The following is a 23,555-nucleotide window of genomic DNA, read 5'->3' as shown; positions in this document are numbered from 1 at the left end:
TGAATGCCAGCCAACGATTAGCAACAGATTGATTTAACAATGTAACACGCTGGTAAGCCGTATGCCTTAGTAGGGCACGTGCGGTTTGATGAGGGGGTAGCCTTGAGAAAGGTTACCCTACTCTATGCATCTTTGAAATGTCATGACATCTGTTATACTGGAAAAAATATTAATTGTAGCAGGTGTTTATTTGGATTCCATTATGCTATTTTCTATGATCATATTGGTTGCGTCTATTTTGCAGACAAGTACGGGTTTCGGCTTTTCCATCATGGCGACACCGTTTCTGCTGTTATTATTTGAACCGCGGGACGCCATCCAGATTAATTTGATTTTATCACTCGTCATTTCAGCATCGCTCCTCATGACCATTAAAAAGGATATCGACACTGGCATATTAAAACGCTTTGTCGTTGGGAGTCTGGCAGGTTTGCCAATTGGGATGGCGATCTTTTCGATGCTCGACATGACACTGCTGAAATTGGGTGTCAGTGTGCTGATCCTCGCTCTGACGGTATTGCTGATGCTGAAATTCCGAATTCGCGGATCACAAAAACGTGACGTTGGAGCAGGGGGGCTTTCGGGTGCGTTCACAACAAGTATCGGAATGCCCGGTCCACCATTATTGCTGTATTTTTCTGGTACTGACGCGACAAAGGAAAAACTGCGCGGCACAACACTGGCATTTTATTTATGGATTTACGCGATCAGCCTGCTAATTCAGGTGATGTTCGCCGGGACGTCGCTGGAAATTTGGAAATCAAGTGCAACGGGATTACCAATCGTCATCATCGGACTGTTTTTGGGACAAATCCTGTTTCGCTGGATCAATCAGGACCTGTTCCGCAAACTAACATATGCGCTGCTGCTTTTTACCGGAATCTATTTATTATTACAGCAGTTATAGTCCCGCAGATTGAAACGCCAAAGTTTATGATCCGCAATCACGTTGATCACTGCACCTAAATGCAAACTCCTCACTTGTTCCCATTTTATATTAGGGCTGGACTCATGTATACTATGTTTCAGGAGTCAACGGTAGCATCCGAAATATCAACGGTAGAGGCGGCCACATCGGGAGTAGCGGCGCCCCTATCAACGGTAGAGGCGGCCAAATCGAGGGTAGCGGCACCCCTATCAACGGTGAAGGCGGCCACATCGAGGATAACGGCACCCCTATCAACGGTGAATGCCTCAACATCGGGGGTAGCGGCACCCCTATCAACGGTGAATACCTCAACATCGGGGGTAGCGGCACCCCTATCAACGGTGAATGCCTCAACATCAACGATAACGATCCGAGCCTCAATGGGACGAAAAAGGGGGACTCAAGAATATGAAGACCGAAGCGCAAACACAATCAGCACCTGCTCAGGATAAAATATGGACAAAGGATTTTGTACGCATTTGCCTGGCGAATTTTTTCATTTTTCTGGGTTTTCAAGTGACCCTGCCGACGCTGCCATTATTCGTGGAGGAACTTGGTGGAAGTGATGGGCAGATTGGCTTGATCGTGGGCATTTTTACGTTCTCTGCATTGCTGCTCAGGCCATACGCGGGTCATGCCCTCGAGTCGAAAGGGCGTGCATTCGTTTATATGACAGGCCTGGCTATCTTTGTCCTGTCAGTAGGCTCTTACGCATTTATTTCAGTTATTGCGTTATTATTTATTATGCGGGTTGTCCAAGGGGTTGGCTGGGGGCTATCGACAACCGCGACAGGCACCATTGCGACAGACCTCATTCCACCGAAACGTCTCGGTGAAGGGATGGGCTATTTCGGTCTGTCCGGGAATCTGGCGCTTGCGTTCGGCCCTTCGCTGGGGCTGGCATTAACGGGACACATTTCATTCACGTCGTTGTTTTTGATATGTGCTGTGCTGGGCCTGACAGCTTTCATTTTGTCTTCACGCATTCATTATAAGCGTGTCGAACAATCGGAGCATAAGGCAGCCACGGTTAAATTTGATCTGTTTGAAAAATCCGCGGTCAGACCGTCCGTATTGTTATTTTTTATCACTGTTACATTCGGCGGCATTGCCTCATTTTTACCCATCTATGCCGAGGAGAGCGGCGTGGCCGGTATTGAGTTTTACTTTCTGGTTTATGCAGCATTTCTCATGATTTCCAGATTGTTTGCGGGTAAAATTTACGATAAAAAAGGCCATTTATATGTCTTTCCACCGGGAACGATACTCATTTTCTGTGCTATGCTCCTGCTTTCATGGCTGCCGAACACTGGCGTCATGCTGATTGCAGCTGCATTGTACGGTCTCGGATTCGGCGCTGTCCAGCCGACACTGCAGGCTTGGGCGGTCAACCAGTCGCCGGATAATCGAAGAGGGATGGCCAATGCCACGTTTTTTTCCTGTTTTGATTTAGGTGTCGGCCTGGGTGCAATATCATTCGGTCAGATTGCCTCTCTATTTGGCTACCATATGATTTATCTGATAGCGGCCGGGTCTGTCCTGTTTTCAATCCTGCTTTACTTCTATCTATATATGAGAGCAGCCGTCCGGACAGCCGCCTGACAATGCCAAGGCCCGGCAGCTTGAACATGTTATGCCGGTGTGGATGTGAAAGTGTTCTTAAGTTTAGTCACTGGGTTGATTATACGTAATGAGCACTTGAACTAGTCCTTACCCCCCCCTTTCCTGTTTTCCAATCCAGATTTTCAACCTAATCACTGAGGATAGCACGGTCAATCGTAAAGCCTCTTGAATGGCTGGAAGAATTGAATGAGGTCCATTCCCCAGGATGCATAAGCTATTAAACTTAGTATTTCAACGAATGCTAGACAAAAGTTACCCGCTGCAGTTTAGGCTCGTATCAGGTAATTTTTGTCTATTTCTTAAGCCCCACTCCCCTCCAGTTTTAACTATAATCGAAGCCAGTTTTCAAAAAGGAGCATATAAAAAATTTCGATGGATGCCCCCTTTTGCACCTTTCTTTCGATTATAGGGGTGAAAGGAGGTGATCAGGATGGCTGCAGCACAAAAAGTCGGTTCGCGCTTAACGCTGATTTTAGATGACGGGGACGATATGATGACCGGCGAGACCGTTTATAAATCAAAAAGCTTTAACAATGTGAAGCCAGAAGCAACAGCTGATCAATTGTACGCGATTGCAACGGCTGTTGCGGGACTCCAAGAGCGCCCGCTTTATACGATCGAACGTAACGACGAATCCGAAATTACAGAGGAGTAACGCTATCATCAATCAAAGAAAGGAGGACAAACGGTGAAAAAGATTGAATTGAAATTTTCAAATGAAGACGAAAAGACGGTCACCTATTCGCTGGAAAAACCAGTTGAACCGGTCGACCCAGATGCTGTCGACAGTGCAATGGATGAGATCCTCACGCAAAATGCCTTCACATCATCAGGCGGTGAACTCGTTTCCAAAAAGAGCGCCCGCATTGTCGATCGCAATGTCACCGAAATCGAACTGCCATAGGAATTAGGTGAAGGACCAGCGGCAGTAGTGCCCTGGTTCTTTTCTGAAAAGGCGGGACAAAGGGTCGGAGCTCGTGTCCCAAAAGTGCAGATAACAGGCGAACAAAGCTTGCTCCACCCGTCACAAGTTGGGACAGTTCCTCCGTCCCTTTGTCCCCCTCAAGTCCGAAAATCGGCTGGACAAAAATAATTAAAAATCAAAGGGAGGTTATGTCAGTGGAAACATGGGTGTCATTTGTCGCGGAAGTTGGCTTGCCTGTTTTTATGATAGACTATTTAAATACAATTTCAATTATATTTGCTCTGTCCAGGACTTTTTTTGTTTCTACTTTATCCACAATGATCTTATCAAAAGCAATTTGCATTAGTTGCTTTTTTTCGGTCGATTCCAGATTGCCCCAGTTTTCCACCGCATCCGACATCATTTCAAGAACAGCTTCATCAACGACATGTGGCTGCGCTTCGTCTAAGTCATTTAATTGATTTTGTATGTCATTCTCTAGTTCTTGTTCCTCCTGCATGCGATCTTGAAATTCAGTGTCACTCATGATTTCATTTGCCCAAGCGTATTGCCATTTTTTACGCCGGTCTTTTATTTTATTCAAATCACGTTTAAGCGCTTTGATTTCGTCCGCATTATCTTGTGCCGGTTCCTCGATTTGATTAATGCTTTCACTTTCTATACCGCGACGGAGTTCTTGTAAAAAATTATGTTCAATAATACGTTCGCTGATAGACGGCATATCGCATTCAAAATGTCTTCTCCCGAGGCAAACGTAATTTTTAAGTCTTTTTCCGTTTACTTTGGCCATATGGCCTACCATGCTTCTCCCACACCGGGAGCAAGTCAGTATACCGGAGAAATAATGATCACTTGTTGCTTGTCTGCCATGAAACGTTCGTCGTGATTCTCGTATGCTCATAGCTTTATCGAATGTGTCGACGTCAATAATTTGCGGATAAATATCCTCAACAACAAATTGTTTTGACTTTTCTTTTTCGATCCCGTATCGTAAATCGCCCTTATTTTTCGGGTTTGACAATGTATATCTGACATGTGATTCTGACCATTGAGCACCACCCCGTGTCATAATTCCGCGTTTGCGCAATTCCTTCGCGATTTTTCTATCGCTCATTCCTGTGAGATACCAGTCATACATCATTCTGACAATGCGAGCTTCATCTTCATTTATGGCCATGTGACCGTCTATATGCATATGGCCATAACCAACATGGCCGCCTTTCCACTTACCCTCACGTGTCATCTGTTCCATGCCAAAAGAAACACGTTCGGATAGATTGCTTCTTTCCCATTCCGACATTGCACCAACAAGAGTGATGAAAAAACGCCCCATTGCCGTTGTCGTGTCAAATACCTCAGTGACTGATTTAAATTTGACGTTGTGCTTGTCAAACAGTTCTAATAAATTATGTAAGTCAAGTACAGACCTGACAAGTCTGTCTAGTCTGTACACGACTAACACGTCAAATTCTTTATTTTTAGCGCCTTCCATTAATTCTTGCACGGCTGGCCGATCTAAGTTTTTGGCAGAATGTCCCGGATCCGCGTATACTTTTGAAAGATACCAATCTCCCTGCGATTCAATAAAAGACATGCATCTATTTTTTTGTGCTTCTATTGAATACCCTTCTAAATTTTGTTCCTCAGTAGATACTCTGACATATAGTGCTGCCCTCATCTAACAACTTCCTTTCATACATTTCTAGCCGTTTTAAAGCGAATCCATACTCGACATTAAATAGGTTCATAACGTCACAGACAGTTAAATCGTTGTATTGCTGCAGCATGAACGTTGGAACGCAAAAGTGGTAAGCGAAATGTCTCGCCTGATATTCTTGCAAGTCCCTGAAAAGATAGTGCATATTTAACTGTTGCCCTACGTGCTGGAGGCGATGTTCTAATTCATGTCCAAAACTTTGCCATTCTTTTTGTTTTGTTGATTTAATAAGCACAATGTCATTACCGAATCGAAAAATAGTTTTCCGATAAACAATATTGATGTTTAGTTTTTTTGCGATTGTAAACATATCCAATTGATATGGCTCGTGTATTTGCAACTTTGAATACAGGTCAGTTATAAAGTCTTCTAAATATGTGAAAAACAATTGACCACCCCATAATAGAATATGTGTTCGATTATAATTTATAAGATATGGTGTACAAATGAATGTACACCATAATTTTTTGTTGATTACTGCAACTTAATTGTTTTTGTGACTGAACCGAAAATGCCTTCTTGAGCTTCGACCTTTAAATTGTCAGCTCCTGCAACGTCTGGAGAGACATCAAATACTACCTTGCCGGACAATTCAGAGCCGGGGTTTAACTGCTCCATAAAGAAGCTGTTTTTGATTGTTCCATCCTCGTTTTGATTTGCGGTGGTACTAGCCATAGAGTCAGCTTCAAAAGTTTTCTCCCCTTGTTTAATTTTAAAATATGAACCGTCAATGGTTACAGCTTCATTCCCGTTATTAACTGCGGTGATATCTAATACGATATACTTACCACTGGCTGTTTCAGGTGCTACAGATGGACCAACTTCTTTGGCTGTTGTTTTTTCATTAATCGTATATGTCATAGCGCCAACTTCTACAGCTTCTCCTATTCCAGGAAGTTTTTCAGTTTTTTCTTCCCCCGATGAATCTTCCTTGTTTTCATTTGCTGAATCGTTGTTAGAACCATTGGTAGAAGCAGTGTCTGTTTCGCCTCCGCCGGATGCTATAGAAATTATAACAATAATTGCGATAATACCTATGAATCCTAAACATCCGAATTTCATAAATTTCTTCATACTAATTGCCCCCTAAAATTATTATCTATCTATATAAACTATGCCTAGCATAGGGATTGCAGTTATATTTTTTTATTCATACATAATTATATAATATAAGGTGTACATATAAATGTATATCTTATAAACTAAGCAGCTGGTAAAGTTTCACAAACAACACCGTCATCATCATTTCCATCAAGTCTGTGAGGATCACTACCAGGCCCACCTGCAGATTCATAGAAATCCTGAGCTTCTTGCTGAGTATCAAAGTCGCCACAATCTCTATCTGGGCCATTTGGGTTATATTTCAATCTTGATGAACCACTACTGGTTGATGAAGAGCTGGATTCATTATTTGCGGTTGTATTCTCTGTTTGTTTTTGTTCTTGATAATTAAATCCATCGCTGGTTACATAATTGTTTCGACTCCATATTCCTTTCCCTTCACTTTTTGCTTTGTTTTGAGCTTTCATGAAAGTATCGCTATGTGTATATGGTGGGTCAAAGACATATGCATACCGAGCAAGGCCTTGCCTAAGTAGCATTTTATTAAAATTCTTTCCGTCTACCCATAAATAGGATAGCAATCTATCATATTTATCACGTTTTGGACCGTCATATTCAATGCGAACTTTTTTGCCGGATAATTTATTTTTTGCGAACTGACTTGCTTCTGGTCCATATGGTTGCACTGGTTCGGACGGATGTACGGTTTCCGGGGTATCTACCAACAATAACCGCACATCTTCAGTTTTTCCGTTTAGATTTATCTCTATTGTGTCACCGTCAACCACACGAGTAACGGTTGCTGTAGCATCACCATTTTGTTTCTTATTCTCTTGTTGTAAAGAATTCTTCTGAGATGCATTCTCTTTATCTGGAATGTCATTCTTATTATCAGGAGTTGAGGTGACTTTGTTGGATTCTTCGTTATCTGTTGAGGATGTATATTTTTTACTATCCTGATTTTCCTTTTGTTTATTTTTATCGTTATTGGAGTTGTTATCACCATTAAGGTCTCTATCTGTATCTGTTTGTTCTTCTATTTCCTCAGTATTAGTTTCTTTATCCAATGAGTTCGTATCTGCGGTTTCTTCACCAGTAAATGCATTTGCAATCGCGAAAAACATGATAAAATAGATTAGAATTGCAGTTATCATTTTCCATGGATTTTTCGACCTAAAGCCTAGCAGTTTTTGGTACCATTTTCTCCGTTTAACTGGTATTTCCAATCCTGTCATAGATTCAATGAAATCTTTTGCAGTTGAATCTGGGTTCTCATTAAGGATTAAAATATGTGTTTCACCAGATTCAAATATAAACTCCGTTTTTACAGCATAGTAATCTACCTTAGCCGACCTAATATCGTGCCAATTCACCCTATCTATGAGCACAATATTCTTTTTATTTGATGTTTCATAAAGAAGATAACAATCATCTAGCAAAACGGCCATGAGTTGAGAAGATGATGACGCGCTTTTATGATCCGCCATTAGTATATGATAAGCATCAGGGTGCTTTTTCCAAAGTATTTTCCTATCTTTAAACATAAACCCCCTCCTTATCTATAAATCCGCTAACATCCTCTCTTGTATAAGTGATCTAATCTTTTTTTCTTTGTTTAAACTTTATATAATCATACACATCTTCAAGTTCTTCAGCAGTCATATTGGCTAGGTCATGAAACATCAAATCCGCATCAGGAAAATCCTCGGCGATTTTATTCATGATGGCGGCTTTTTCATTTTGTTCGTCATCATCATAATTACCTTCTGATGATTCGGCATTTTTATTGTTTGTATCACCTAGGAGATAGGCGCGAGAAACTTGGAAAAAGTCTGCCAAAACCTGAAGCGTTTCATAGTCAGGGTTTCTTTCACCGCGTTCATACATGCCAATCGAGCTTTTACTAACATTAACTTTTTGAGCAAGTTCTTCTTGTTTTAAATTTTCTTTTTTCCTTAGATAAGATATTCTTTTTCCAAGAATCGACATAGTCATCACCTACTAGGATTGTAACACGTTTTGTGTTAATTTTAATATTTAAATACAAAAAGTGGTTTTATGTGTTGACAAACTACATTACGTGTCCTAAGCTAAAAATAGCTCGAGACACATTACGTGTTCAGGGAGGAGGTTATTACTTGGATAAATCTTTGATTGCATACAGATTAAAACAACTACGCGGCGATATGGACCGTGACTTTGTGGCTAAATCATTAGGTGTTAGCGTATCAGCATTACAAATGTATGAGACAGAGCAACGCATACCGAGAGACGATATAAAAGTGCAAATAGCAGAATTCTATAATGTGTCTGTTCAGGATATTTTTTTTAATATAATAGAACACAATAAGTGTCCTGGAACTTCTGAGGAGGTTATTTCATGAATCAATTAACAAAAATGTTTGATGGTCAAAACTTAACCATTTTAGAAAACGAAGGCGAACCAAAATTTCTTTTAAAAGATGTATGCAGCATTTTAGAAATCGGTAACCCCAGCCAGGTAAAAACAAGATTAGAAGATGGGGTCATTAGTAATGAGGTCATCCAAGATCGTTTAGGACGACAACAAAAAGCAACTTTTATTAATGAAGATGGTCTCTATGATGTCATTCTCGATAGCCGTAAAAAGGAAGCTAAGCAATTTAGAAAGTGGATCACTTCGGAGGTGCTCCCATCCATAAGAAAACATGGTGCATACGCAACACCTAACACTATCGAAAATGTCATGAATGATCCAGATTTCGGCATACAACTTCTAACAAACTTAAAACAAGAACGTGAAGAACGGGCAAAACTTGAACAACAACGAAGGCTGGACGAACCATTTACCACGTTTGGAAAAGTTGTTTCAAATTCAACTGCTGCAATTAATGTCGGTGCATTCGCAAAAATGATGTATGACGAGTACGGGATTAAGCTAGGACGAAATAAAATGTTCGAATGGCTACGCGATAATGAATTTCTCATCAAATCCGGCAGAGAAAAGAACCAACCGAAACAGTCTTATCTCGAACAAGGTCTTTTCGATACATCCGTTACAGTCATCGCTCATAAAACAAAAGGAAATGTACAACACGTTACTACTCTTATAACAGGCAAAGGTCAAGTTAAGTTATCAAAATTATTAACTGATGAGTTTGGGGTGACAGCATAATGCCAGCGAAACTTACATTTAAAACAAGCGAGGAATACACGCGGAAATTGATGTTTGATTATTTTAAGAAAACATCAATGCCGCGAATCCTCAAACGAGAATCAGAGAAAAAATCTAGTTAACGGGGCGTATCATGAATCTAGCATACTACTATTTGAAGTCATAATAAATAAACAAAAAAGGACAAATAGGGAGGAAAAAGTGAATATCGGAAAATCATTGAAAGATATGAGGGAAAGAAATGGGTTATCTCAGAAGAATGTTGCTGACAATCTGTATTTAGATCAAACCATGGTATCAAAAGTGGAATTAGGAAAAAGGGTGGTATCTGAAGGACTAGCAAAGAGCTCTGTCAATAGTTATAACGATGCACAATATGGTTTTGAGGTAGCCAGGGAGATAGCTCAATACTATATTACCCCATTAATAATTGAAGGTAAAGCAGTCGAATGTCACCGTTTGACACTAAAGGAGATGTTTAAACACGAGGTGGCTGAAGCAATCGATTTGTTCGATGAAATCAGTTTAATTAAGCCACCGAAACATATTAACCAACAAGAAAGGACTCAGGTTTCTGAGGGTATTAAAGAATTGCTGGATGTCCAGGCGGTTACGAATTCATTTATTGTCAGACTTGAACAGGAATATGATATTTCTGTCAGGGATTGTATGAGGGATCGAGTGACTAAATGGAAGTCCGAAGAACTAATTAAATGAGTAATATTTTGCATTTTAAATTGAGGCATGGAAATCAAAAGATAAAAATCCTTCACGAAAAGAGGAACCAGTATGAAAGAACTAAAATGGATTAAGTTGGATATATCTATGTTTGAAGATGAAAAGATAAAACTGATAGAACAGATGCCAGAGGCAGATACAATTCTAATAATCTGGGTGAAATTACTTGCGCAAGCAGGCAAAACCAACGCAAATGGCTATATTTATTTAAATGAAAATATTCCATACACGGAAGAAATGCTCGCTACGATTTTCGGCAGACCGGTTAATACTGTTCGACTCGCATTAAAGACTTTACGTGAATTTGGCATGATTCACATTGACGAAGATTCCTTTATTCACATTAGCAATTGGGGAAAACACCAGAACGTTGAGGGAATGGAACGAGTTCGTAAACAAACAAGAAATCGAGTCCAACGACATAGAGAAAAACAGAAAAGAAAGCAATTAGAAAACAAAGATGCGGCTTCTGAGAACGTAACGTTACATGAAACGCTACCTAACGCAACAGAACAAGAACAAGAGAGAAGAAAGAAGAAAGAAGACAAAGAACAAGAACAACGACAGGTGTCAGCAATCACTCAATTTTGGGATGGTAACGGATTCGGGTTCAATAATATTCAGGGAAAAAACCAGTTGTTGTCGTGGTTGGATGATTCATCATTTAAGCAACCTGAAAAAGTGATACTCAAGGCTATGGAGGTAGCATGTGCCAATAACAAAAGACAGTTGAATTACATTGAGGGGATCCTCCGAAACTGGGAAAACCAATCGTTATTGACGCTGGAAGAAATTGAAAACAACAAAAAAGAACAGAAGAAGCAAGCTACTGCGAATGATGGTTATGATTATGGATTTTAGGGAGGCATCCTGATGGAAAGTATCAAACAGAATATAACAAGTCCGGAACAAAAATTACTTCAAACGTTTGTGTGTGATGATTGCCATCAGCACGTGTCACAAACAGAATTGATCATCCCTTCTGGGCCACGTGAAGGGGAGCGAGTTACAGCAAATTACGGATGCAGATGTGAAGATATCAAGCTGGCAAAGGCAGCCGAACAAAAATACAACCAGCTCAAACATCGAAATCTGATGGACAGATTTAATTATTATTCGTTGATAAATGACTCGCTGAAAGAAGCAACATTCGATAATTTTGATGCACCCGACACCAACTTAAAACAGGCTAAAGAAAAGGCATTGGCGTATAGCCATTCATTTGATCGAAAACAGAATCTCTTATTGACAGGCGATTATGGAACCGGAAAAAGTCATCTTTCGGTTTCGATAACGAAAGCGTTGATGAAACAAGACTATGAATGCTTGTTTCTCTCACTTCCAAAGCTGCTAACGAAGATTAAGCGAACCTATAATACTAAAGGTGTCACAGAGGATGAACTGCTAAACGTTATTCAACATGTGGACTTATTAGTGCTGGATGATATTGGGGCAGAGCAGCAAACAGAATGGTCGACGTCTAAACTTTTCGAAATACTGGATAATCGCTTAGGTAAAGCAACCGTTTATACGACTAATTTAAGTAGTGATGAACTCAAAGAACGGGTGAATGAACGGAACTTTTCAAGAATGATGGACCATACAAACGTTATCGTCATGAACGGCTCAGATTACAGAAGGAGGGGTTTTTAAGATGTGGAAAGGCATGAAAAGCGTGATGGTGTTTGACCCGAAGGATAGCCAAGTGGAGACCGACAGGAAATGGCGGGAATGGATGCAACATAAAAGCGCCGTTGGTGACAAATATGTACCAACGGCAGCTGAAACAAGAAAATATCTTCATGAACTGGAAAACAGAAAGCAACGACACGCCTAAATATCAAACTTTCTGATGTTCAAAAAGATATTTTCAATTATACCATGCTTAGCTGATATGTGGAATCGTCAAATAAATAAATCTAATCGAGGAGGATATAGATGCAAGTGATCAATAAAAGTGATGACAAGACATTGGTGATTCATGCCGGCTATTCGGAAGCACACCTTATGCGAGAAGCGTTATCTTTATACAGGCTGCGGATGGAAGCATTGAATGGAAAAAATAGTGAAGAAGAAAAAATGATAGGTGAGTTGCTGCATGATCTCATGAATCCGGATCCAGAAAAGACAATGACTGAATGATAGGGGGATCAAAATGAACATCAATCAGTCTATTTGCGAAGCTAAAAGTAACTTGACGTATATGAAAGCAGTGAAGAGAAGGTTGTTTTGGCTAAAAATCACGAATCCGAAAGCCGGATTTTATGAGCGCTTGTGTTTAGCAAATGGTTATTCCAAAAGTCATATCGAGAATTTAGCAAACGAATATGGCATTACGTGTGAGGAGTTCTGCGAGGAAGAAGTGGTGGCATGGCAAAGCTGATTAAAGCTGTTTATATAAGATTTAATAAACGGGGTGAGTGTAAAATGGCCGACCAACTGCCTAACAAGATCATTCATATGGATCAAATTCGAATCAATCGGGGGATGGAAAAGATATGTAAATGCCAAAAAAGAAAATACATGCTTGATACACGAAACAGAAGGGTCATGTGCTCAAGCTGCGGGGCAATGATTGATCCCTATGATGCCATGTATGATATGGCATCACGTTGGGAGCAAATGAATGAACAATTGGAATACATGCTTGAACAACGAAAGCGAATGATTAATTATAAACCATGGTTAAAGACAATACGCTATTTAGAGCAAAAGTATCGAGGAAAAAAGATGCTGCCATCCTGTCCGCGTTGTGAAGAACCATTTTATTTGGAGGAATTGACGATTTGGACCGGACGTAACTTCGCAGATGCAAGAATACGCAGATGGAAGGAAGAGCATCGTGATTGACATAGCTCATCAATTAAACGTTTATGAATACCTGGGAAAAGCCTCTGATCCTTTATATATTGCCATCGGTATGTTGCAAGGTGAAGAATCATTGTTTGTTTCTGAAATAAAGGCAACTGTTCAAGTCAATCAGCACGGCCTGTACGAAATGATCACTAAATCCAACCATGAATGCTATTCCAATATAGAAGATTTATATGATTGTGTCAGTGAGCTTTTAAGTAACAACTTATAAAGGGGGATATAGTTGTGTCTCAAATTGATCAAGCGTATATGAAACAAGAATGGAATTATTATGATATGAATCTAGCTAAAGCCTTGGAAGCTATCCAACAAGATGATTTGGATCATGCCTCAATTTATTTTCAACGGCTAGCATGGGTCATACATTCATTGGCTAAGCTTCATCCTGCCAATTAAAAAAAATCGAGCTTGAAATCAATACCTAAGATGTCAGAAAGGGTGAACCATTTCATGCAATTCAGCACGGATGTTGAGAACATATTCACGCAAGAGGAAATTAAAGACATTTTGAGGGATGAACAGAATTTCTATATTGAACATGCGGAAAAGAACTGGCTAAACCGGTATTTTAAAGTTAAAGCAATGGCAAACGAAACGCAAGTACCGAGCATTGTTTCATCCATATCGGATATGCCTCATGGGTCCAGCAATTTTAAAAAGAGCAAGACGGAAATGTACGCCATAAGAACAATACAAGTATCGGAATGGTTGGAAATGCTGCATTCAGCCATTCAATCATTAAGTCCAATAGAACAAGAGTTGATTGATTTAAAGTATTTGCGAAAACGAAATGATGGATCAAGGTATAGTGATGAAATTATTTATCCCCAATTATATATTGGAAGAAAGAAATACTACAAAATGAAAAGAGAAGCATTAGATATATTGGGGCGCAAACTGTATGGGGTTTTTTCTGAAAGAGGATATTCTTAATGATTACTTTTGTTCATACAGTTAAGAAAACGTTATTCGCAATGCTGCTTATATTTTTGTTTATTGCTTTTTCAGTTTTCTGTGGTATTGTGTTTTTGTCTCTCTTTCAGTGGTTTATGCACACTGACTTTTATTTAAACATGCTCAACTCACCTGAATTTTGGATGTGGGTGCTAGGAATTCCATTCGTCATTCTCTTTCTTATTTTTTGCACAAGGATTTAACATGAACCAACTAATTAACACAAATTTGATTTGATCCATGATAATTCTTTTTCAGAAATAAATTTAAAATGAAGTTGCGAAGATTTTCCCCTTTGAGATATGATTATCTTAAAGGGTGTTTTTTTTGGAAAAAAAACTGTGATGATTATTCCATTAACGGGCCAGATTCTGGAATAATAGAGGGAAACCGTGGCTTCAATTAAAGAGGTGATAAATTATGTGGGGGATAATGACTCTAGAATCTTTTCTGGGCACAGGATTAACATTTATAATAAGTTTATTACTTACTTTACGATATAAAAAAATGAAACTTGTTCTTATAATTCCAATAAGCGCTATAGCTGGAAGCTTGTTTTCTGAAATCATTGAATGGAATCTGGAAGGAATTTTATACGGTAGACTTATAACCAATGGACTTGTTTCACTTTGCACGATTGGGTTAACGAAAATGTTTATAAAAATATTTTTAACACTAAGACCTAAACTATTGAAATTGAGCAACTTTCTTGAACGAAATTCTTTAGATTATGAAGAGTTAACAGATAAAGAAATAAAACAGCTAAATGAACTGGATTCAGAAAATGTATTTGGATTACCAATATTAATTTTGGGTATTATTGGTTTTCTTTTTGGTCCTCAATTTTTATTCATTCCAATAGCCACTTTACTTTTAGGTGTAATACTGCTTGGAAGTTTGGATAGAAGTAAAGGTCAAAATCCCTGGACTTTTTATATGGGAATAATGTTTTCCATTATTGGCATCTTTCTTCACCAAGCAGATTATGTCCACATTTTAAATCTTTAAAATGCAGATTATCTTTTCGTGAGGCTTGCAAATACTTGGTTAAATTACTTAAGCAATCGGGCGCAGTTACGGAATAAGAATTGCGTCCTTTTTGATTCATCGGGTCATTTTGTGGAGCAAAGTATGGGGAGGGGTAATTTTGTGAAATTGATTACTACCGTGTACATAACAGTGATTATTGCGGGTTTAATAGGGTTAATAGTGATATACATAGACAATAATATACTTCGTGCTACACTTCTTGGATTATTAGTTCTTATTGTTGGACTGTTTTCAAAATATGTAAAGGAACGGAATTAAAAGACTTTCCTCAATCGGGCGCGATTCGCTAATAAGAGATCGCGCCAATATCGCATATAAGGGTTATTAATGAATGCCTGGGGGAAGGAAGTTATACATTTGATTCTTTTTGCAGAAATTTTGCGAGTCGTAGCTAGCGTTTTGCTTATTTTAAGTTCTGGTTTCTATCTAAGGCATTTAGAAAAAACTAAAAGACAAAGAAAACTTGGGTCACTTGAATTGATTATGTACATCATGATACAGCTAGCATTTATCCTTTTTACCATCAGTTTATTGATTGGAGTATTTTTTATATAAAAATTGCTCATCAATCTGGCGTTATTTGAATACCGCAAGCATAGGTATTGTGGAATGAAACGAATAAGACAGATTAATGGGATAGGAGAATGTTTAATGTTTGAAGACAAGATACCTTCTAAGGAATCCGTGAAACAATATGAAGATACTTTGAAAAGTGTAAATATGATGAATGGAGAGGATGCCAAAGCTTTTTTAAAGCAAGTGTATGCGAGGTTGGATATTGTCCAGAATGGAAACGGTGAATATAAAAGTGAGCAATGTGTAAGAGACTTAATATCTAAATTCCAAGACCTTACAAAAATAACATTGAAAAATAATCGGGAACAAAATTGAAGATCACTACCGCCAACATAACATACATCTATCTTCTGTAAACGGGTGCATTTCTGAAAGAAAATTTCTTGACACTCGGCTTTGTATAGCAATTTGATAGGTATAGATGGGGTACATGAAAATGTGCTCCTTATTTTGTATACTAAACTGGGAGGGATACCGTGAAGCATGATATAGAATTAAATAACCGGCAAGCTCTTGAAAAATTCTTAATGGATGTAGAAATATTGGAGAAAATCGAAAGCAAATTATCTAACTTCAATGTGTTTGAAACAATGGGAATGATTAACACGGAAATACGTCACAGTAATGTTTTAAGCTGGCTGTTAACGCCAATGGAAAATCATGAGCTTGGTGATTATATTATAAAAAATTTAGTTCAAAAAGTAGTGTATCAAACTAGTAACGACATTCCAGGCATAAATTATAATCCACTGGAAGTATCATTGCTTGACTACCATGATTTTTCCGTCAGAAGAGAATGGAAAAACATTGACATATTGGCCGTATCAGAAGCAAATAAGTTTGTAATTGTCATCGAAAACAAAGTGTGGAGCAGTGAATCTAATCATCAGTTAAAGAAGTACTACGACATTATTCAAGAGGAATTTTGGGATTACCACAAATTATTGATTTTTTTAACTCCGTTTGGTGAAGAGGCAAGTGATTCACAAAATTGGATAAGTTTTGATTATAATTCTTTGATAAACATCTTAGAAAAAGGAGTATCTTTCAAAGGTGATTCATTGAAGGATAGCGTTAGGTTATTCCTAGAACAATATATAGCAACTGTCAGGAGGTATATTGTGGGAGACAATGAATTAGAAGAAATATGCAGGAAAATTTATTATAAGCACAAAAAAGCACTTGATCTAATATATGAATATAAGCCTGACATATATTCGGACATTGCAAACGACCTAGAAAAACTAATTGAACAAACACCTTCTTTGATTTTGGATAATTCAAATAAAAGTTATATCCGTTTTACTACCGAAAAACTGGATAAAATTTTTGAGAAGAAAGGTTATGGGTGGACAGCAACTAAAAGACTATTGTTGTTTGAATTTCAAAACAAAAATAATAAGGTAGAGCTTAAACTTATGATTGGCCCGGGAGATACTGATCAAAGAAAAAATATTTATGAAATTGCGGAACACAATCAAGGTATTTTTAAGCCAAGAAAATATAGCCCTCAATATACACAAATATTTACTAAAGAGTTTTTACCAAATCATTTTGATGAAAATCCAGATTACGAAAAAATTTATAAACAAATTGAGAAAAAGTTTCAACAGTTCATTGACCAAGATTTGGCGAAAATACAAGAAGTGTTTGAGCAAAGCGTTTTATAGTGAGGTATTTTATCCTACCTTTAGGTATAATCATCCTTATATTGAATTGAGATTGCAAATAAAAACAGTCACTTTTTCACTCTTCAATAATACGAACGGGCGCGAATCTGGAACAAAGTTAAGATTCCACTTGAATTAATTGGTATAGAATAGTAAATGAGATTGTGAAAATAACACTTCAATATTAACACAAAGTCGCCCGCACTCAGTCTTCTATTATAGGGTTAACCGTCCCTCTCCGGGTACATATATACAATATAATAGGATGATTGACAGGATTTTTTGAAGGAGCTATGAAATATGGATTTAAACATACTAATCAGTTCGATTATCGCCGCAACAGCAGCGCTGGTTGCCATCATCGGCGGTTTTTTGGTGAGTAGGGTGATATCCCTTTCCAGTGAACGTTCTACAATTGAACGGAGACTGCGGGAAATCAATAATGATATTTCGGTAAAAGAGGAAATGTACGAGAGATCCAATGCTGCACTGCTTGAAGAGGATGCGAATGATTTCATCACAGAGCACCATGAAGATCTTATCCTCACCGATAAATCAATCGAGCAGTTGATTAATGAGAGCGACTATAATGGATTCACAAAAGCGAAATTGGATCCCTTCATCAAACAGTTTAACTCTGTAAAAGATGAAGTAATAACAATCATTCAAAAGCATGAGGGTAGTACCATTCCAGGTGATTTTGACGATATTATCACTGGGAAGTCCGATTTAAGTAATCCCGATAAAAAGTCTTGGTACGAACTTATATATGATGTTGTATACAAAAATCTACCGGAGGAAAAACCAGCAAACAGATTTGGGATTCCACATTTTACGCCACCTTCATTCGACTTTCCTGCTATTAAACCTGCCGGGGAGTACCAACGATATAGGGACATGGTAAAAGAATGCGATCAGCTGGCTGATGACCTCAGGGCTCTTAGAGCACAAAAGAAGGAACAGCAAAAAATACTGGATGATTACGGAACACCTCATGGCATGTGGGGCGGGTTAGGCGTACTCATTTATGCCTGTGTAGTTGGAATCGCATATCCAAGCACATTACTTCCTTATCCTGCGGATTATTATGATGATGTGGAAACCAAATGGTTTTTACTTATCTTGTTCTTCAGCGAACTGATCGTTTTGTTTGTCTATCTTGCATTTAGTCTGTATCGGCTAACAAGCAACCAAAAATAAAATTGACCTTATCGGACTTAAAAGATATTATTCATACAAAAGCATTTTATTTATAGTCGGTGTTGCAGGGAGTACTTTGAACAATAACAACGGCAAAGGATGGCTTGATTTATCAATGTATTTTCAATTATCGGGCGCCATTACGGAATAAAGGAAAACGCCCAATATGCAATTTAGATCCAGATTGGTTGAAGAGTGAATGTCTTAAATGCAATCTTAATGTAAGGGGACTAAATACTGTGATAATCACATTTAAACGTCCAATGTTTATGACAAAAAAATATTTAGATGTACATCAAGATGCCAAGAAAATAGGAAAAATGCGTTATTGGCGTCAAGGCAATTCCCATAATGCTAAATACGATGTGAATATTGAAATGTTAGGATTCGATAAAACGTATGAAATTACCCAACAATATTTCACCATTCGCGATGGTGTGCAATGGGATGTCTTGAATAATGGGAATTTAATTGCAAAAATGAGTACTGGTAAAGGGTTATTAGCCAAGGACGGGGTGGGGTTCCAATTATTAAATGAAGAAATGACTCTTGCTATTGAAGCAAAAGCATTTAAAACGGAAGGCCATTTAATGCTTGATAATGAACATATCGGAAAAACAAAAGCAAAAGGATTGTTTTTCAATAGTCGTTATGTAGTTGATGTATTTGATTCACGTTTAACACTGGAGCCGATTCTGCTGGCAGGGGTGGTCTATGCATTTTGGGCGGCATCGAATCAGCGTTAGAGTATTTTTCCGGCGTACTTTCATAGTTCAGCATTAATTTGCCTTATACCACAATACGTTCGGGCGAATCACCAAATAATTGGGAGCGTTTATATGACAATATTTATACCAGCAATAATTTTATTTGTTATATTATTTTTGTTTCTGTCTATATGGATCTACAAAGGTACAAAAAAAGAACGTGAAGAAACAAAAGCAAATTTATTCCACGTTATTGGAACTGCTTTTATCCTTGCAATGGCTCCTACAGTGGCAATTACGTTAGTTTTATTAGCGTTGTTTGGGTCAACAAACGTTGCTAATACAGTGTTTTCATTGAATATAAGCACGAGTCAACTTATATTTTTAACTATTTCTCTGTTCCTATATTTATATACTATTGACAGCTTCATATGTGTATTAGTAGAACATATTATGGGGAACAACATATTTAATCACATTGCCTTGCTGCTCATACGGATACTTGCTTTTTATGGTATTGGCTTAATTTTTGGTTTAAGTCAAACAAGTAACTTCTTGATTGCAATAGTAGTAGCCTGTATTGTCTTTTTTATTGAGTACTTACAGGAAAATAATAAAGCAGAGAACAAAAGTTCAAGATAGCTGTCAATATAGATACAACGGATGTAATAAATAGTGAACGACTTTGTTAAAGAAAAGGGTGCTTACCAGGAACAAAAGTGCGATCATTGTGGTTCATCGGCCAAAATATGTAATGAAAAGGGAACGTAAGAAAGAATGCTTTAAAGGATGGTATTAAGTGTTTGAAGATTTCATTATTCCCTCTATTATTGCGGTAATCGTTGTTGTTACTTTATCCATTGTTTTTAAAGGGACAGCTAAAGTGGATAAAGGATTTAAATTAAATTATTTTAAATTATCTTACAGAAGAAAAATGATTAGAACCCTAACAAGCCTCCCCGTCGTAATATTAGCTCTGATTGTTGTCTACTTTTTTTCAGACTTCAGTATCTTAGCAAATATAATTATTGGATTATTACTTTTCTTGGTTTTTGCTATTCAACTACTTTATAATTTTAAAATGTGGAGGAAAATGGAAAGGTGACAACTATTCAATCATCGGGCGCATTAATCTAATAACTTTGTGTATGAATCGGTTATTGGTTAGGGGGGTTTTAAAATGAGCAAAAAAACTATCTTGATTTTAGGGATTGTTTATGCGGTTGCGACTCTTATCTTGAACAATGTCCTGCAAACTACTATCGGAGGATTTATGATGACATTAAGTTTCTTAGCATTGGTAGTGGCAATTGTAGGTGCTATCTATTGCTTAATTAAATTTTCTATCAAACAATTTATTTATAATCGAAAAAATCGGAACATCATTGAATAACTCAAAGTTCTTAAAATTACTACAATCAGGCGCGTTTCCCTAATACGAAAATGCGTTAGTATCCCATAGGGCCATTTAACGGAATAAATTAAATTAAAATTGAATCAATTAAAGAGCGAAGAAGGGAGCATTCTAATATGAGCTTGTCTTTGGAAATTGCGCGCATTTTACTACCTGTTGTAATAATAGGTGGGATTTCAGTATTTGTAATTTTAAGAATGGAATATAAGGATAAGAAAGGAACTCTGGGTAAGAAAGAAACAAAAAGTGCTGAAAATTTATTAGATAGTTTAATACCACTTGGAACGATGTCTGGTTGTGTTGTTGCTGTACTTCTTAGCATATTCACCCCCGTTTCCTTTCTATATGCAATGGCTTGGGGTTCTGGAATAGGGTTATTATTTGGATATTTTGCTTATGAAATTTATAGCCAAAAAAGAGAAAGTAATCTTCCAGAATAGGGCGCCATTCCGGAATAAGATTTGGTGCCTAGTCCATACATAGGGGCCACTAGGGGCCACATTTTCGGAAAAGGGAGAATAATTTTGTGGTTTCGTACATCCCTTATACGAGGGGGGTACATATGAAAAAAATAATTTCTTTTATTTCGTTAATTATGGTTTTAGCTATTGGTTCGGTGTTAGTTTTTACATCATTAGAGGATACTCAAGAGGTAAATGACACTTTTTTCTCCAGTCAACACATTGACGATACTGGAGTAAGAATGGCCGTGAAATCGGGAAAGGGCCAAGTACTTGACCAAACCTTCTACGACAAAGAACATGACATAAAGGTGCAATTTAAAAGGATTTTGACCGATGATAAAGAAACAAAACTCCTTTTGACCTATCATAGTAAAAAGACAAATTTAAAGAATTATTATATTGATCTTTGGGAAGGCGTTAGTAAGATTAATTTGATTGAGAATAATTTTTTCGGTGATGAAAAGAAATCCTTAGAAAATGTGGGGTGGGGAAGCCGATATTACAGTGAAACGGAAAACAAAGTATATGAGGCCTTATCTTTTGGATCAGTAAAGGAATATGAGGGAAAAAACATTCGTTTAGAGATTGAAGATTTGACTATCTGGAAAAACAGCGGAAATGGAAGTGTACAGACAACTTGGCCACTAGAGTTTAAGCTTAAACCATCTGCCACCTTTAACAGAAAAACAGTCAAGGCCAATAAAGAATTCACTTTTAAAGGTGAAACATACAACATTAAGAAGGTAGAGTTTTCTGCCTTGGAAACAAGAGTCGTCGCTACTGGCTCCGATATTACAACCTATACGGATGAAAGTGGAACACTATATGAAAAGCGAAGTAAACTAGAAGAACTATTCTTTAATCCCAGAGAATCAGGTAAGGAATATGGATATAGAGCTAATACGAATAAAACGGGTGTCTTTTTGAAGTCAGCTGGAAAAAAGGTTGTTCCGATTTATAGCAAGGAAGAAGTACATGATAAAGATAACTATGAAATGGTTTTTGCTCCAGTGAAGAATCGACAAAATTTGCTTCTTGAGGTTGGTAAGGATATCGAAATTCCATTAACCAAATAGGACGGAGCTTTAATAAGTCATTTTCAAAAAGGTTATTTACTAATAAACATGGGATAAGGGCGCGATTTGTCAGCGCTAATATGTTAAGATTAAAAGTGAGTCTTTTCCTTATCGGGGCGCCTATCTGGAATACAATAATAGCAAAGCCCTTGATTATTATTGGGGTGATTTTATTAATTGCTTCAAATTTTTTCAGGAAAGATAAAGATACGGATCAAAACTTAAATGAAGGAATTCTAGCGTAATAACAATCAAGGAACGTTCTTCCAGAAAAGGGCGCAAACCCGGCATAGGTGTCGGTTCCATACATAAGGTCCATATTATGGAATAACTATAGTTTGGGATTATTTGTGGGGGCGTAGTATGTTTAAAAAATATATTTGGATACCAGTATTTGTGTTTGTCTTTGGGACAGTACTGCAATTAATTTTTAATAATGAAATTGGTTGGGTACATAACATTTTATTTTCTATTTTATTCTATTTAATTTATGTTTTTTGGGAGTGGTCAAAAAAGCCATATGATTGGAATGAAAATAAATCTACACTACAAGATAACAGCCTTTGTTCTTTTAACGGGCGCACTTATGGAGTAAAGATACGCTTGGGGAATCTATCTGTTTTAAACGTATCTCATATGAGGAGTATGAGGAGAATTTTAGATGAAAAGAAGAAAAGTAGGCATTTTACTTTATGATTTTGTAGATATTTTAGATTTTACTGGTCCTGCAGAAGTGTTATCTCTTACCTCATACAATAAAGCAGATCAAATGATTAATCTCTATAAAAAGCATTTATTACCTACCAATCCATTTGAAGTATTTACAATTACAGAGTTGGGAAAGCGAATAAGAACCCACTCAGGAGTGAAAATAGAGCCTGATTTTAGCATTGCTGATGCTCCCGAAATGGATATTATCATAATCCCTGGAGGACCTCTAAGGGCGGTACAATCTGTGGCCAAAAACCAAAAGGTAAAAGGTTGGATTATTAAACATAAAGATATTGAATATTTATGTTCAGTTTGCACTGGAGCGTATATCTTAGCTGCAACTGGATTGTTGGATGGAAAAGAGACAGCAACTCATCATCTAACTACGAAAGATTTACAAGAAAAAAACCCAAATATTCAGGTTTTATCGGATCGGAAAGTAGTTCATACTCATAATCTGATATCTTCTGGTGGAGTTTCTTCTGGAATTAATATGGCATTGTATCTTGTTGAACAAATTTTGGGCAAAGCTACTGCCGAAAGAACTGCTAAAACTATTGAGTATGTGTATTAAATGTTTTATTCTCTGATTGCCACAATACCAGCTAATAACTGTCAACATTTAAAGGTAAAAAAGTTTAAAAAAACATGTTACACTAAAATTGAACATGCCAAATAACCTTACCGTTCAATCGATAAGGTTTCGGAATAT

Annotated in this window: 33 protein-coding genes; 28 read left to right on the top strand and 5 right to left on the bottom strand. The window is 37.6% G+C overall.

Annotated features, from left to right (window positions below; all coding sequences use genetic code 11):
- Nucleotides 1–202 precede the first annotated feature (202 nt).
- The 4 genes from E4U82_RS08825 (at nucleotide 203) to E4U82_RS08810 (ending at nucleotide 3,455) form a co-directional block, all read left to right on the top strand.
- Nucleotides 203–907 (top strand): sulfite exporter TauE/SafE family protein, encoded by a 705-nt coding sequence (locus E4U82_RS08825; RefSeq protein WP_245183546.1) that lies wholly within the window; start codon nucleotides 203–205, stop codon nucleotides 905–907.
- A 429-nt stretch (nucleotides 908–1,336) separates the two neighbouring features.
- Nucleotides 1,337–2,530 carry an MFS transporter gene (locus E4U82_RS08820; protein ID WP_135109829.1) on the top strand — a complete coding sequence of 398 codons (1,194 nt, stop codon included), beginning with the start codon at nucleotides 1,337–1,339 and terminating at the stop codon, nucleotides 2,528–2,530.
- A 451-nt stretch (nucleotides 2,531–2,981) separates the two neighbouring features.
- A complete protein-coding gene (locus E4U82_RS08815; RefSeq protein WP_135109828.1) occupies nucleotides 2,982–3,206 on the top strand; it encodes a DUF1659 domain-containing protein in 225 nt (74 codons plus the stop codon).
- A gap of 33 nt (nucleotides 3,207–3,239) precedes the next feature.
- Nucleotides 3,240–3,455 (top strand): DUF2922 domain-containing protein, encoded by a 216-nt coding sequence (locus E4U82_RS08810; RefSeq protein WP_135109827.1) that lies wholly within the window; start codon nucleotides 3,240–3,242, stop codon nucleotides 3,453–3,455.
- A 271-nt stretch (nucleotides 3,456–3,726) separates the two neighbouring features.
- Here the strand turns inward: E4U82_RS08810 and E4U82_RS08805 are convergent, their stop codons facing one another.
- The 5 genes from E4U82_RS08805 to E4U82_RS08785 all read right to left on the bottom strand — a co-directional run bounded on the left by E4U82_RS08805 (nucleotide 3,727) and on the right by E4U82_RS08785 (nucleotide 8,244).
- The gene (locus E4U82_RS08805) at nucleotides 3,727–5,154 is read right to left on the bottom strand and encodes a recombinase family protein (protein ID WP_135109826.1); all 1,428 of its coding nucleotides are present in this window, start codon (nucleotides 5,152–5,154) and stop codon (nucleotides 3,727–3,729) included.
- Nucleotides 5,120–5,503 (bottom strand): ImmA/IrrE family metallo-endopeptidase, encoded by a 384-nt coding sequence (locus E4U82_RS08800; protein ID WP_135109835.1) that lies wholly within the window; start codon nucleotides 5,501–5,503, stop codon nucleotides 5,120–5,122. Before E4U82_RS08800 ends, E4U82_RS08805 begins: the two co-directional genes overlap by 35 nt.
- A gap of 164 nt (nucleotides 5,504–5,667) precedes the next feature.
- Nucleotides 5,668–6,267, bottom strand: a complete 600-nt coding sequence (locus E4U82_RS08795) for a DUF4352 domain-containing protein (protein WP_135109825.1) — start codon at nucleotides 6,265–6,267, stop codon at nucleotides 5,668–5,670.
- A gap of 128 nt (nucleotides 6,268–6,395) precedes the next feature.
- Complete coding sequence (locus tag E4U82_RS08790; RefSeq protein ID WP_245183545.1) at nucleotides 6,396–7,799, bottom strand: thermonuclease family protein; 1,404 nt, start codon at nucleotides 7,797–7,799, stop codon at nucleotides 6,396–6,398.
- Between the two features lie 52 nt (nucleotides 7,800–7,851).
- The gene (locus tag E4U82_RS08785) at nucleotides 7,852–8,244 is read right to left on the bottom strand and encodes a helix-turn-helix domain-containing protein (RefSeq protein WP_167751365.1); all 393 of its coding nucleotides are present in this window, start codon (nucleotides 8,242–8,244) and stop codon (nucleotides 7,852–7,854) included.
- Nucleotides 8,245–8,393: 149 nt separating this feature from the next.
- On the opposite strand from E4U82_RS08785, the gene E4U82_RS08780 reads away from it, so the two are divergent.
- The 24 genes from E4U82_RS08780 to E4U82_RS08665 all read left to right on the top strand — a co-directional run bounded on the left by E4U82_RS08780 (nucleotide 8,394) and on the right by E4U82_RS08665 (nucleotide 23,417).
- The gene (locus E4U82_RS08780; protein WP_135109823.1) at nucleotides 8,394–8,639 is read left to right on the top strand and encodes a helix-turn-helix transcriptional regulator; all 246 of its coding nucleotides are present in this window, start codon (nucleotides 8,394–8,396) and stop codon (nucleotides 8,637–8,639) included.
- On the top strand, nucleotides 8,636–9,409 hold the full coding sequence (locus E4U82_RS08775) for a phage antirepressor (RefSeq protein ID WP_135109822.1): 774 nt from the start codon (nucleotides 8,636–8,638) through the stop codon (nucleotides 9,407–9,409). The genes E4U82_RS08780 and E4U82_RS08775 overlap by 4 nt, the downstream gene beginning before the upstream one ends.
- Nucleotides 9,410–9,610: 201 nt before the next feature.
- Nucleotides 9,611–10,126 carry a helix-turn-helix domain-containing protein gene (locus E4U82_RS08770; RefSeq protein ID WP_135109821.1) on the top strand — a complete coding sequence of 172 codons (516 nt, stop codon included), beginning with the start codon at nucleotides 9,611–9,613 and terminating at the stop codon, nucleotides 10,124–10,126.
- A gap of 72 nt (nucleotides 10,127–10,198) precedes the next feature.
- Nucleotides 10,199–11,008, top strand: a complete 810-nt coding sequence (locus E4U82_RS08765; protein WP_135109820.1) for a phage replisome organizer N-terminal domain-containing protein — start codon at nucleotides 10,199–10,201, stop codon at nucleotides 11,006–11,008.
- Nucleotides 11,009–11,020: 12 nt separating this feature from the next.
- Nucleotides 11,021–11,800 carry an ATP-binding protein gene (locus E4U82_RS08760; protein WP_135109819.1) on the top strand — a complete coding sequence of 260 codons (780 nt, stop codon included), beginning with the start codon at nucleotides 11,021–11,023 and terminating at the stop codon, nucleotides 11,798–11,800.
- Between the two features lies 1 nt (nucleotide 11,801).
- A complete protein-coding gene (locus tag E4U82_RS08755) occupies nucleotides 11,802–11,984 on the top strand; it encodes a hypothetical protein (RefSeq protein WP_135109818.1) in 183 nt (60 codons plus the stop codon).
- Between the two features lie 101 nt (nucleotides 11,985–12,085).
- Nucleotides 12,086–12,289, top strand: a complete 204-nt coding sequence (locus E4U82_RS08750) for a hypothetical protein (RefSeq protein ID WP_135109817.1) — start codon at nucleotides 12,086–12,088, stop codon at nucleotides 12,287–12,289.
- A gap of 13 nt (nucleotides 12,290–12,302) precedes the next feature.
- Nucleotides 12,303–12,530 (top strand): hypothetical protein, encoded by a 228-nt coding sequence (locus E4U82_RS08745; protein ID WP_135109816.1) that lies wholly within the window; start codon nucleotides 12,303–12,305, stop codon nucleotides 12,528–12,530.
- A gap of 44 nt (nucleotides 12,531–12,574) precedes the next feature.
- Entirely contained in the window at nucleotides 12,575–12,997 is a 423-nt protein-coding gene (locus E4U82_RS08740) for a hypothetical protein (RefSeq protein WP_135109815.1), read from the top strand.
- On the top strand, nucleotides 12,990–13,232 hold the full coding sequence (locus E4U82_RS08735) for a hypothetical protein (RefSeq protein WP_245183544.1): 243 nt from the start codon (nucleotides 12,990–12,992) through the stop codon (nucleotides 13,230–13,232). Before E4U82_RS08740 ends, E4U82_RS08735 begins: the two co-directional genes overlap by 8 nt.
- Nucleotides 13,233–13,246: 14 nt before the next feature.
- Nucleotides 13,247–13,417 carry a hypothetical protein gene (locus tag E4U82_RS19840; RefSeq protein WP_167751364.1) on the top strand — a complete coding sequence of 57 codons (171 nt, stop codon included), beginning with the start codon at nucleotides 13,247–13,249 and terminating at the stop codon, nucleotides 13,415–13,417.
- Between the two features lie 54 nt (nucleotides 13,418–13,471).
- Nucleotides 13,472–13,954 (top strand): ArpU family phage packaging/lysis transcriptional regulator, encoded by a 483-nt coding sequence (locus E4U82_RS08730; RefSeq protein WP_135109814.1) that lies wholly within the window; start codon nucleotides 13,472–13,474, stop codon nucleotides 13,952–13,954.
- Nucleotides 13,955–14,395: 441 nt separating this feature from the next.
- Nucleotides 14,396–14,983, top strand: coding sequence for a hypothetical protein (locus tag E4U82_RS08725; RefSeq protein ID WP_135109813.1), 588 nt, complete (start codon nucleotides 14,396–14,398; stop codon nucleotides 14,981–14,983).
- 693 nt (nucleotides 14,984–15,676) lie between these two features.
- The gene (locus E4U82_RS08715; RefSeq protein ID WP_135109811.1) at nucleotides 15,677–15,916 is read left to right on the top strand and encodes a hypothetical protein; all 240 of its coding nucleotides are present in this window, start codon (nucleotides 15,677–15,679) and stop codon (nucleotides 15,914–15,916) included.
- 161 nt (nucleotides 15,917–16,077) lie between these two features.
- Nucleotides 16,078–17,271: a PDDEXK-like family protein gene (locus tag E4U82_RS08710; protein ID WP_135109810.1), complete on the top strand. Its 1,194-nt coding sequence runs from the start codon at nucleotides 16,078–16,080 to the stop codon at nucleotides 17,269–17,271.
- Nucleotides 17,272–17,571: 300 nt separating this feature from the next.
- Nucleotides 17,572–18,471 carry a hypothetical protein gene (locus E4U82_RS08705; protein ID WP_135109809.1) on the top strand — a complete coding sequence of 300 codons (900 nt, stop codon included), beginning with the start codon at nucleotides 17,572–17,574 and terminating at the stop codon, nucleotides 18,469–18,471.
- A 239-nt stretch (nucleotides 18,472–18,710) separates the two neighbouring features.
- Nucleotides 18,711–19,217: a hypothetical protein gene (locus E4U82_RS08700; RefSeq protein ID WP_135109808.1), complete on the top strand. Its 507-nt coding sequence runs from the start codon at nucleotides 18,711–18,713 to the stop codon at nucleotides 19,215–19,217.
- A gap of 93 nt (nucleotides 19,218–19,310) precedes the next feature.
- Nucleotides 19,311–19,820, top strand: coding sequence for a hypothetical protein (locus E4U82_RS08695; protein ID WP_135109807.1), 510 nt, complete (start codon nucleotides 19,311–19,313; stop codon nucleotides 19,818–19,820).
- 157 nt (nucleotides 19,821–19,977) lie between these two features.
- Complete coding sequence (locus E4U82_RS08690) at nucleotides 19,978–20,283, top strand: ATPase (RefSeq protein ID WP_209300551.1); 306 nt, start codon at nucleotides 19,978–19,980, stop codon at nucleotides 20,281–20,283.
- Nucleotides 20,284–20,358: 75 nt separating this feature from the next.
- A complete protein-coding gene (locus E4U82_RS08685; RefSeq protein WP_135109806.1) occupies nucleotides 20,359–20,571 on the top strand; it encodes a hypothetical protein in 213 nt (70 codons plus the stop codon).
- Nucleotides 20,572–20,708: 137 nt separating this feature from the next.
- Nucleotides 20,709–21,032, top strand: coding sequence for a hypothetical protein (locus tag E4U82_RS08680; RefSeq protein ID WP_135109805.1), 324 nt, complete (start codon nucleotides 20,709–20,711; stop codon nucleotides 21,030–21,032).
- Between the two features lie 122 nt (nucleotides 21,033–21,154).
- A complete protein-coding gene (locus tag E4U82_RS08675) occupies nucleotides 21,155–22,132 on the top strand; it encodes a hypothetical protein (protein WP_135109804.1) in 978 nt (325 codons plus the stop codon).
- 363 nt (nucleotides 22,133–22,495) lie between these two features.
- Complete coding sequence (locus E4U82_RS08670; protein ID WP_135109803.1) at nucleotides 22,496–22,828, top strand: hypothetical protein; 333 nt, start codon at nucleotides 22,496–22,498, stop codon at nucleotides 22,826–22,828.
- Nucleotides 22,794–23,417, top strand: coding sequence for a DJ-1/PfpI family protein (locus E4U82_RS08665; protein WP_135109802.1), 624 nt, complete (start codon nucleotides 22,794–22,796; stop codon nucleotides 23,415–23,417). The genes E4U82_RS08670 and E4U82_RS08665 overlap by 35 nt, the downstream gene beginning before the upstream one ends.
- Nucleotides 23,418–23,555: the final 138 nt, after the last annotated feature.

Source organism: Lentibacillus salicampi (genome assembly GCF_004565465.1).
GTDB classification, from domain to species: domain Bacteria; phylum Bacillota; class Bacilli; order Bacillales; family Amphibacillaceae; genus Lentibacillus; species Lentibacillus salicampi.
The sequence above is the reverse complement of the archived record's forward strand: the minus strand, read 5'-3'. Positions and strand labels throughout refer to the sequence as shown.

Coding starts and splice junctions, on each gene's coding strand:
- E4U82_RS08825 (WP_245183546.1), top strand. CDS start 203: ATGCTATTTTCTATGATCATATTGGTTGCGTCTATTTTGCAGACAAGT.
- E4U82_RS08820 (WP_135109829.1), top strand. CDS start 1,337: ATGAAGACCGAAGCGCAAACACAATCAGCACCTGCTCAGGATAAAATA.
- E4U82_RS08815 (WP_135109828.1), top strand. CDS start 2,982: ATGGCTGCAGCACAAAAAGTCGGTTCGCGCTTAACGCTGATTTTAGAT.
- E4U82_RS08805 (WP_135109826.1), bottom strand. CDS start 5,154: ATGAGGGCAGCACTATATGTCAGAGTATCTACTGAGGAACAAAATTTA.
- E4U82_RS08800 (WP_135109835.1), bottom strand. CDS start 5,503: ATGTTTACAATCGCAAAAAAACTAAACATCAATATTGTTTATCGGAAA.
- E4U82_RS08795 (WP_135109825.1), bottom strand. CDS start 6,267: ATGAAGAAATTTATGAAATTCGGATGTTTAGGATTCATAGGTATTATC.
- E4U82_RS08790 (WP_245183545.1), bottom strand. CDS start 7,799: ATGTTTAAAGATAGGAAAATACTTTGGAAAAAGCACCCTGATGCTTAT.
- E4U82_RS08785 (WP_167751365.1), bottom strand. CDS start 8,244: ATGTCGATTCTTGGAAAAAGAATATCTTATCTAAGGAAAAAAGAAAAT.
- E4U82_RS08775 (WP_135109822.1), top strand. CDS start 8,636: ATGAATCAATTAACAAAAATGTTTGATGGTCAAAACTTAACCATTTTA.
- E4U82_RS08765 (WP_135109820.1), top strand. CDS start 10,199: ATGAAAGAACTAAAATGGATTAAGTTGGATATATCTATGTTTGAAGAT.
- E4U82_RS08760 (WP_135109819.1), top strand. CDS start 11,021: ATGGAAAGTATCAAACAGAATATAACAAGTCCGGAACAAAAATTACTT.
- E4U82_RS08755 (WP_135109818.1), top strand. CDS start 11,802: ATGTGGAAAGGCATGAAAAGCGTGATGGTGTTTGACCCGAAGGATAGC.
- E4U82_RS08750 (WP_135109817.1), top strand. CDS start 12,086: ATGCAAGTGATCAATAAAAGTGATGACAAGACATTGGTGATTCATGCC.
- E4U82_RS08745 (WP_135109816.1), top strand. CDS start 12,303: ATGAACATCAATCAGTCTATTTGCGAAGCTAAAAGTAACTTGACGTAT.
- E4U82_RS08740 (WP_135109815.1), top strand. CDS start 12,575: ATGGCCGACCAACTGCCTAACAAGATCATTCATATGGATCAAATTCGA.
- E4U82_RS08730 (WP_135109814.1), top strand. CDS start 13,472: ATGCAATTCAGCACGGATGTTGAGAACATATTCACGCAAGAGGAAATT.
- E4U82_RS08725 (WP_135109813.1), top strand. CDS start 14,396: ATGTGGGGGATAATGACTCTAGAATCTTTTCTGGGCACAGGATTAACA.
- E4U82_RS08715 (WP_135109811.1), top strand. CDS start 15,677: ATGTTTGAAGACAAGATACCTTCTAAGGAATCCGTGAAACAATATGAA.
- E4U82_RS08705 (WP_135109809.1), top strand. CDS start 17,572: ATGGATTTAAACATACTAATCAGTTCGATTATCGCCGCAACAGCAGCG.
- E4U82_RS08695 (WP_135109807.1), top strand. CDS start 19,311: ATGACAATATTTATACCAGCAATAATTTTATTTGTTATATTATTTTTG.
- E4U82_RS08685 (WP_135109806.1), top strand. CDS start 20,359: ATGAGCAAAAAAACTATCTTGATTTTAGGGATTGTTTATGCGGTTGCG.
- E4U82_RS08680 (WP_135109805.1), top strand. CDS start 20,709: ATGAGCTTGTCTTTGGAAATTGCGCGCATTTTACTACCTGTTGTAATA.
- E4U82_RS08675 (WP_135109804.1), top strand. CDS start 21,155: ATGAAAAAAATAATTTCTTTTATTTCGTTAATTATGGTTTTAGCTATT.
- E4U82_RS08670 (WP_135109803.1), top strand. CDS start 22,496: ATGTTTAAAAAATATATTTGGATACCAGTATTTGTGTTTGTCTTTGGG.
- E4U82_RS08665 (WP_135109802.1), top strand. CDS start 22,794: ATGAAAAGAAGAAAAGTAGGCATTTTACTTTATGATTTTGTAGATATT.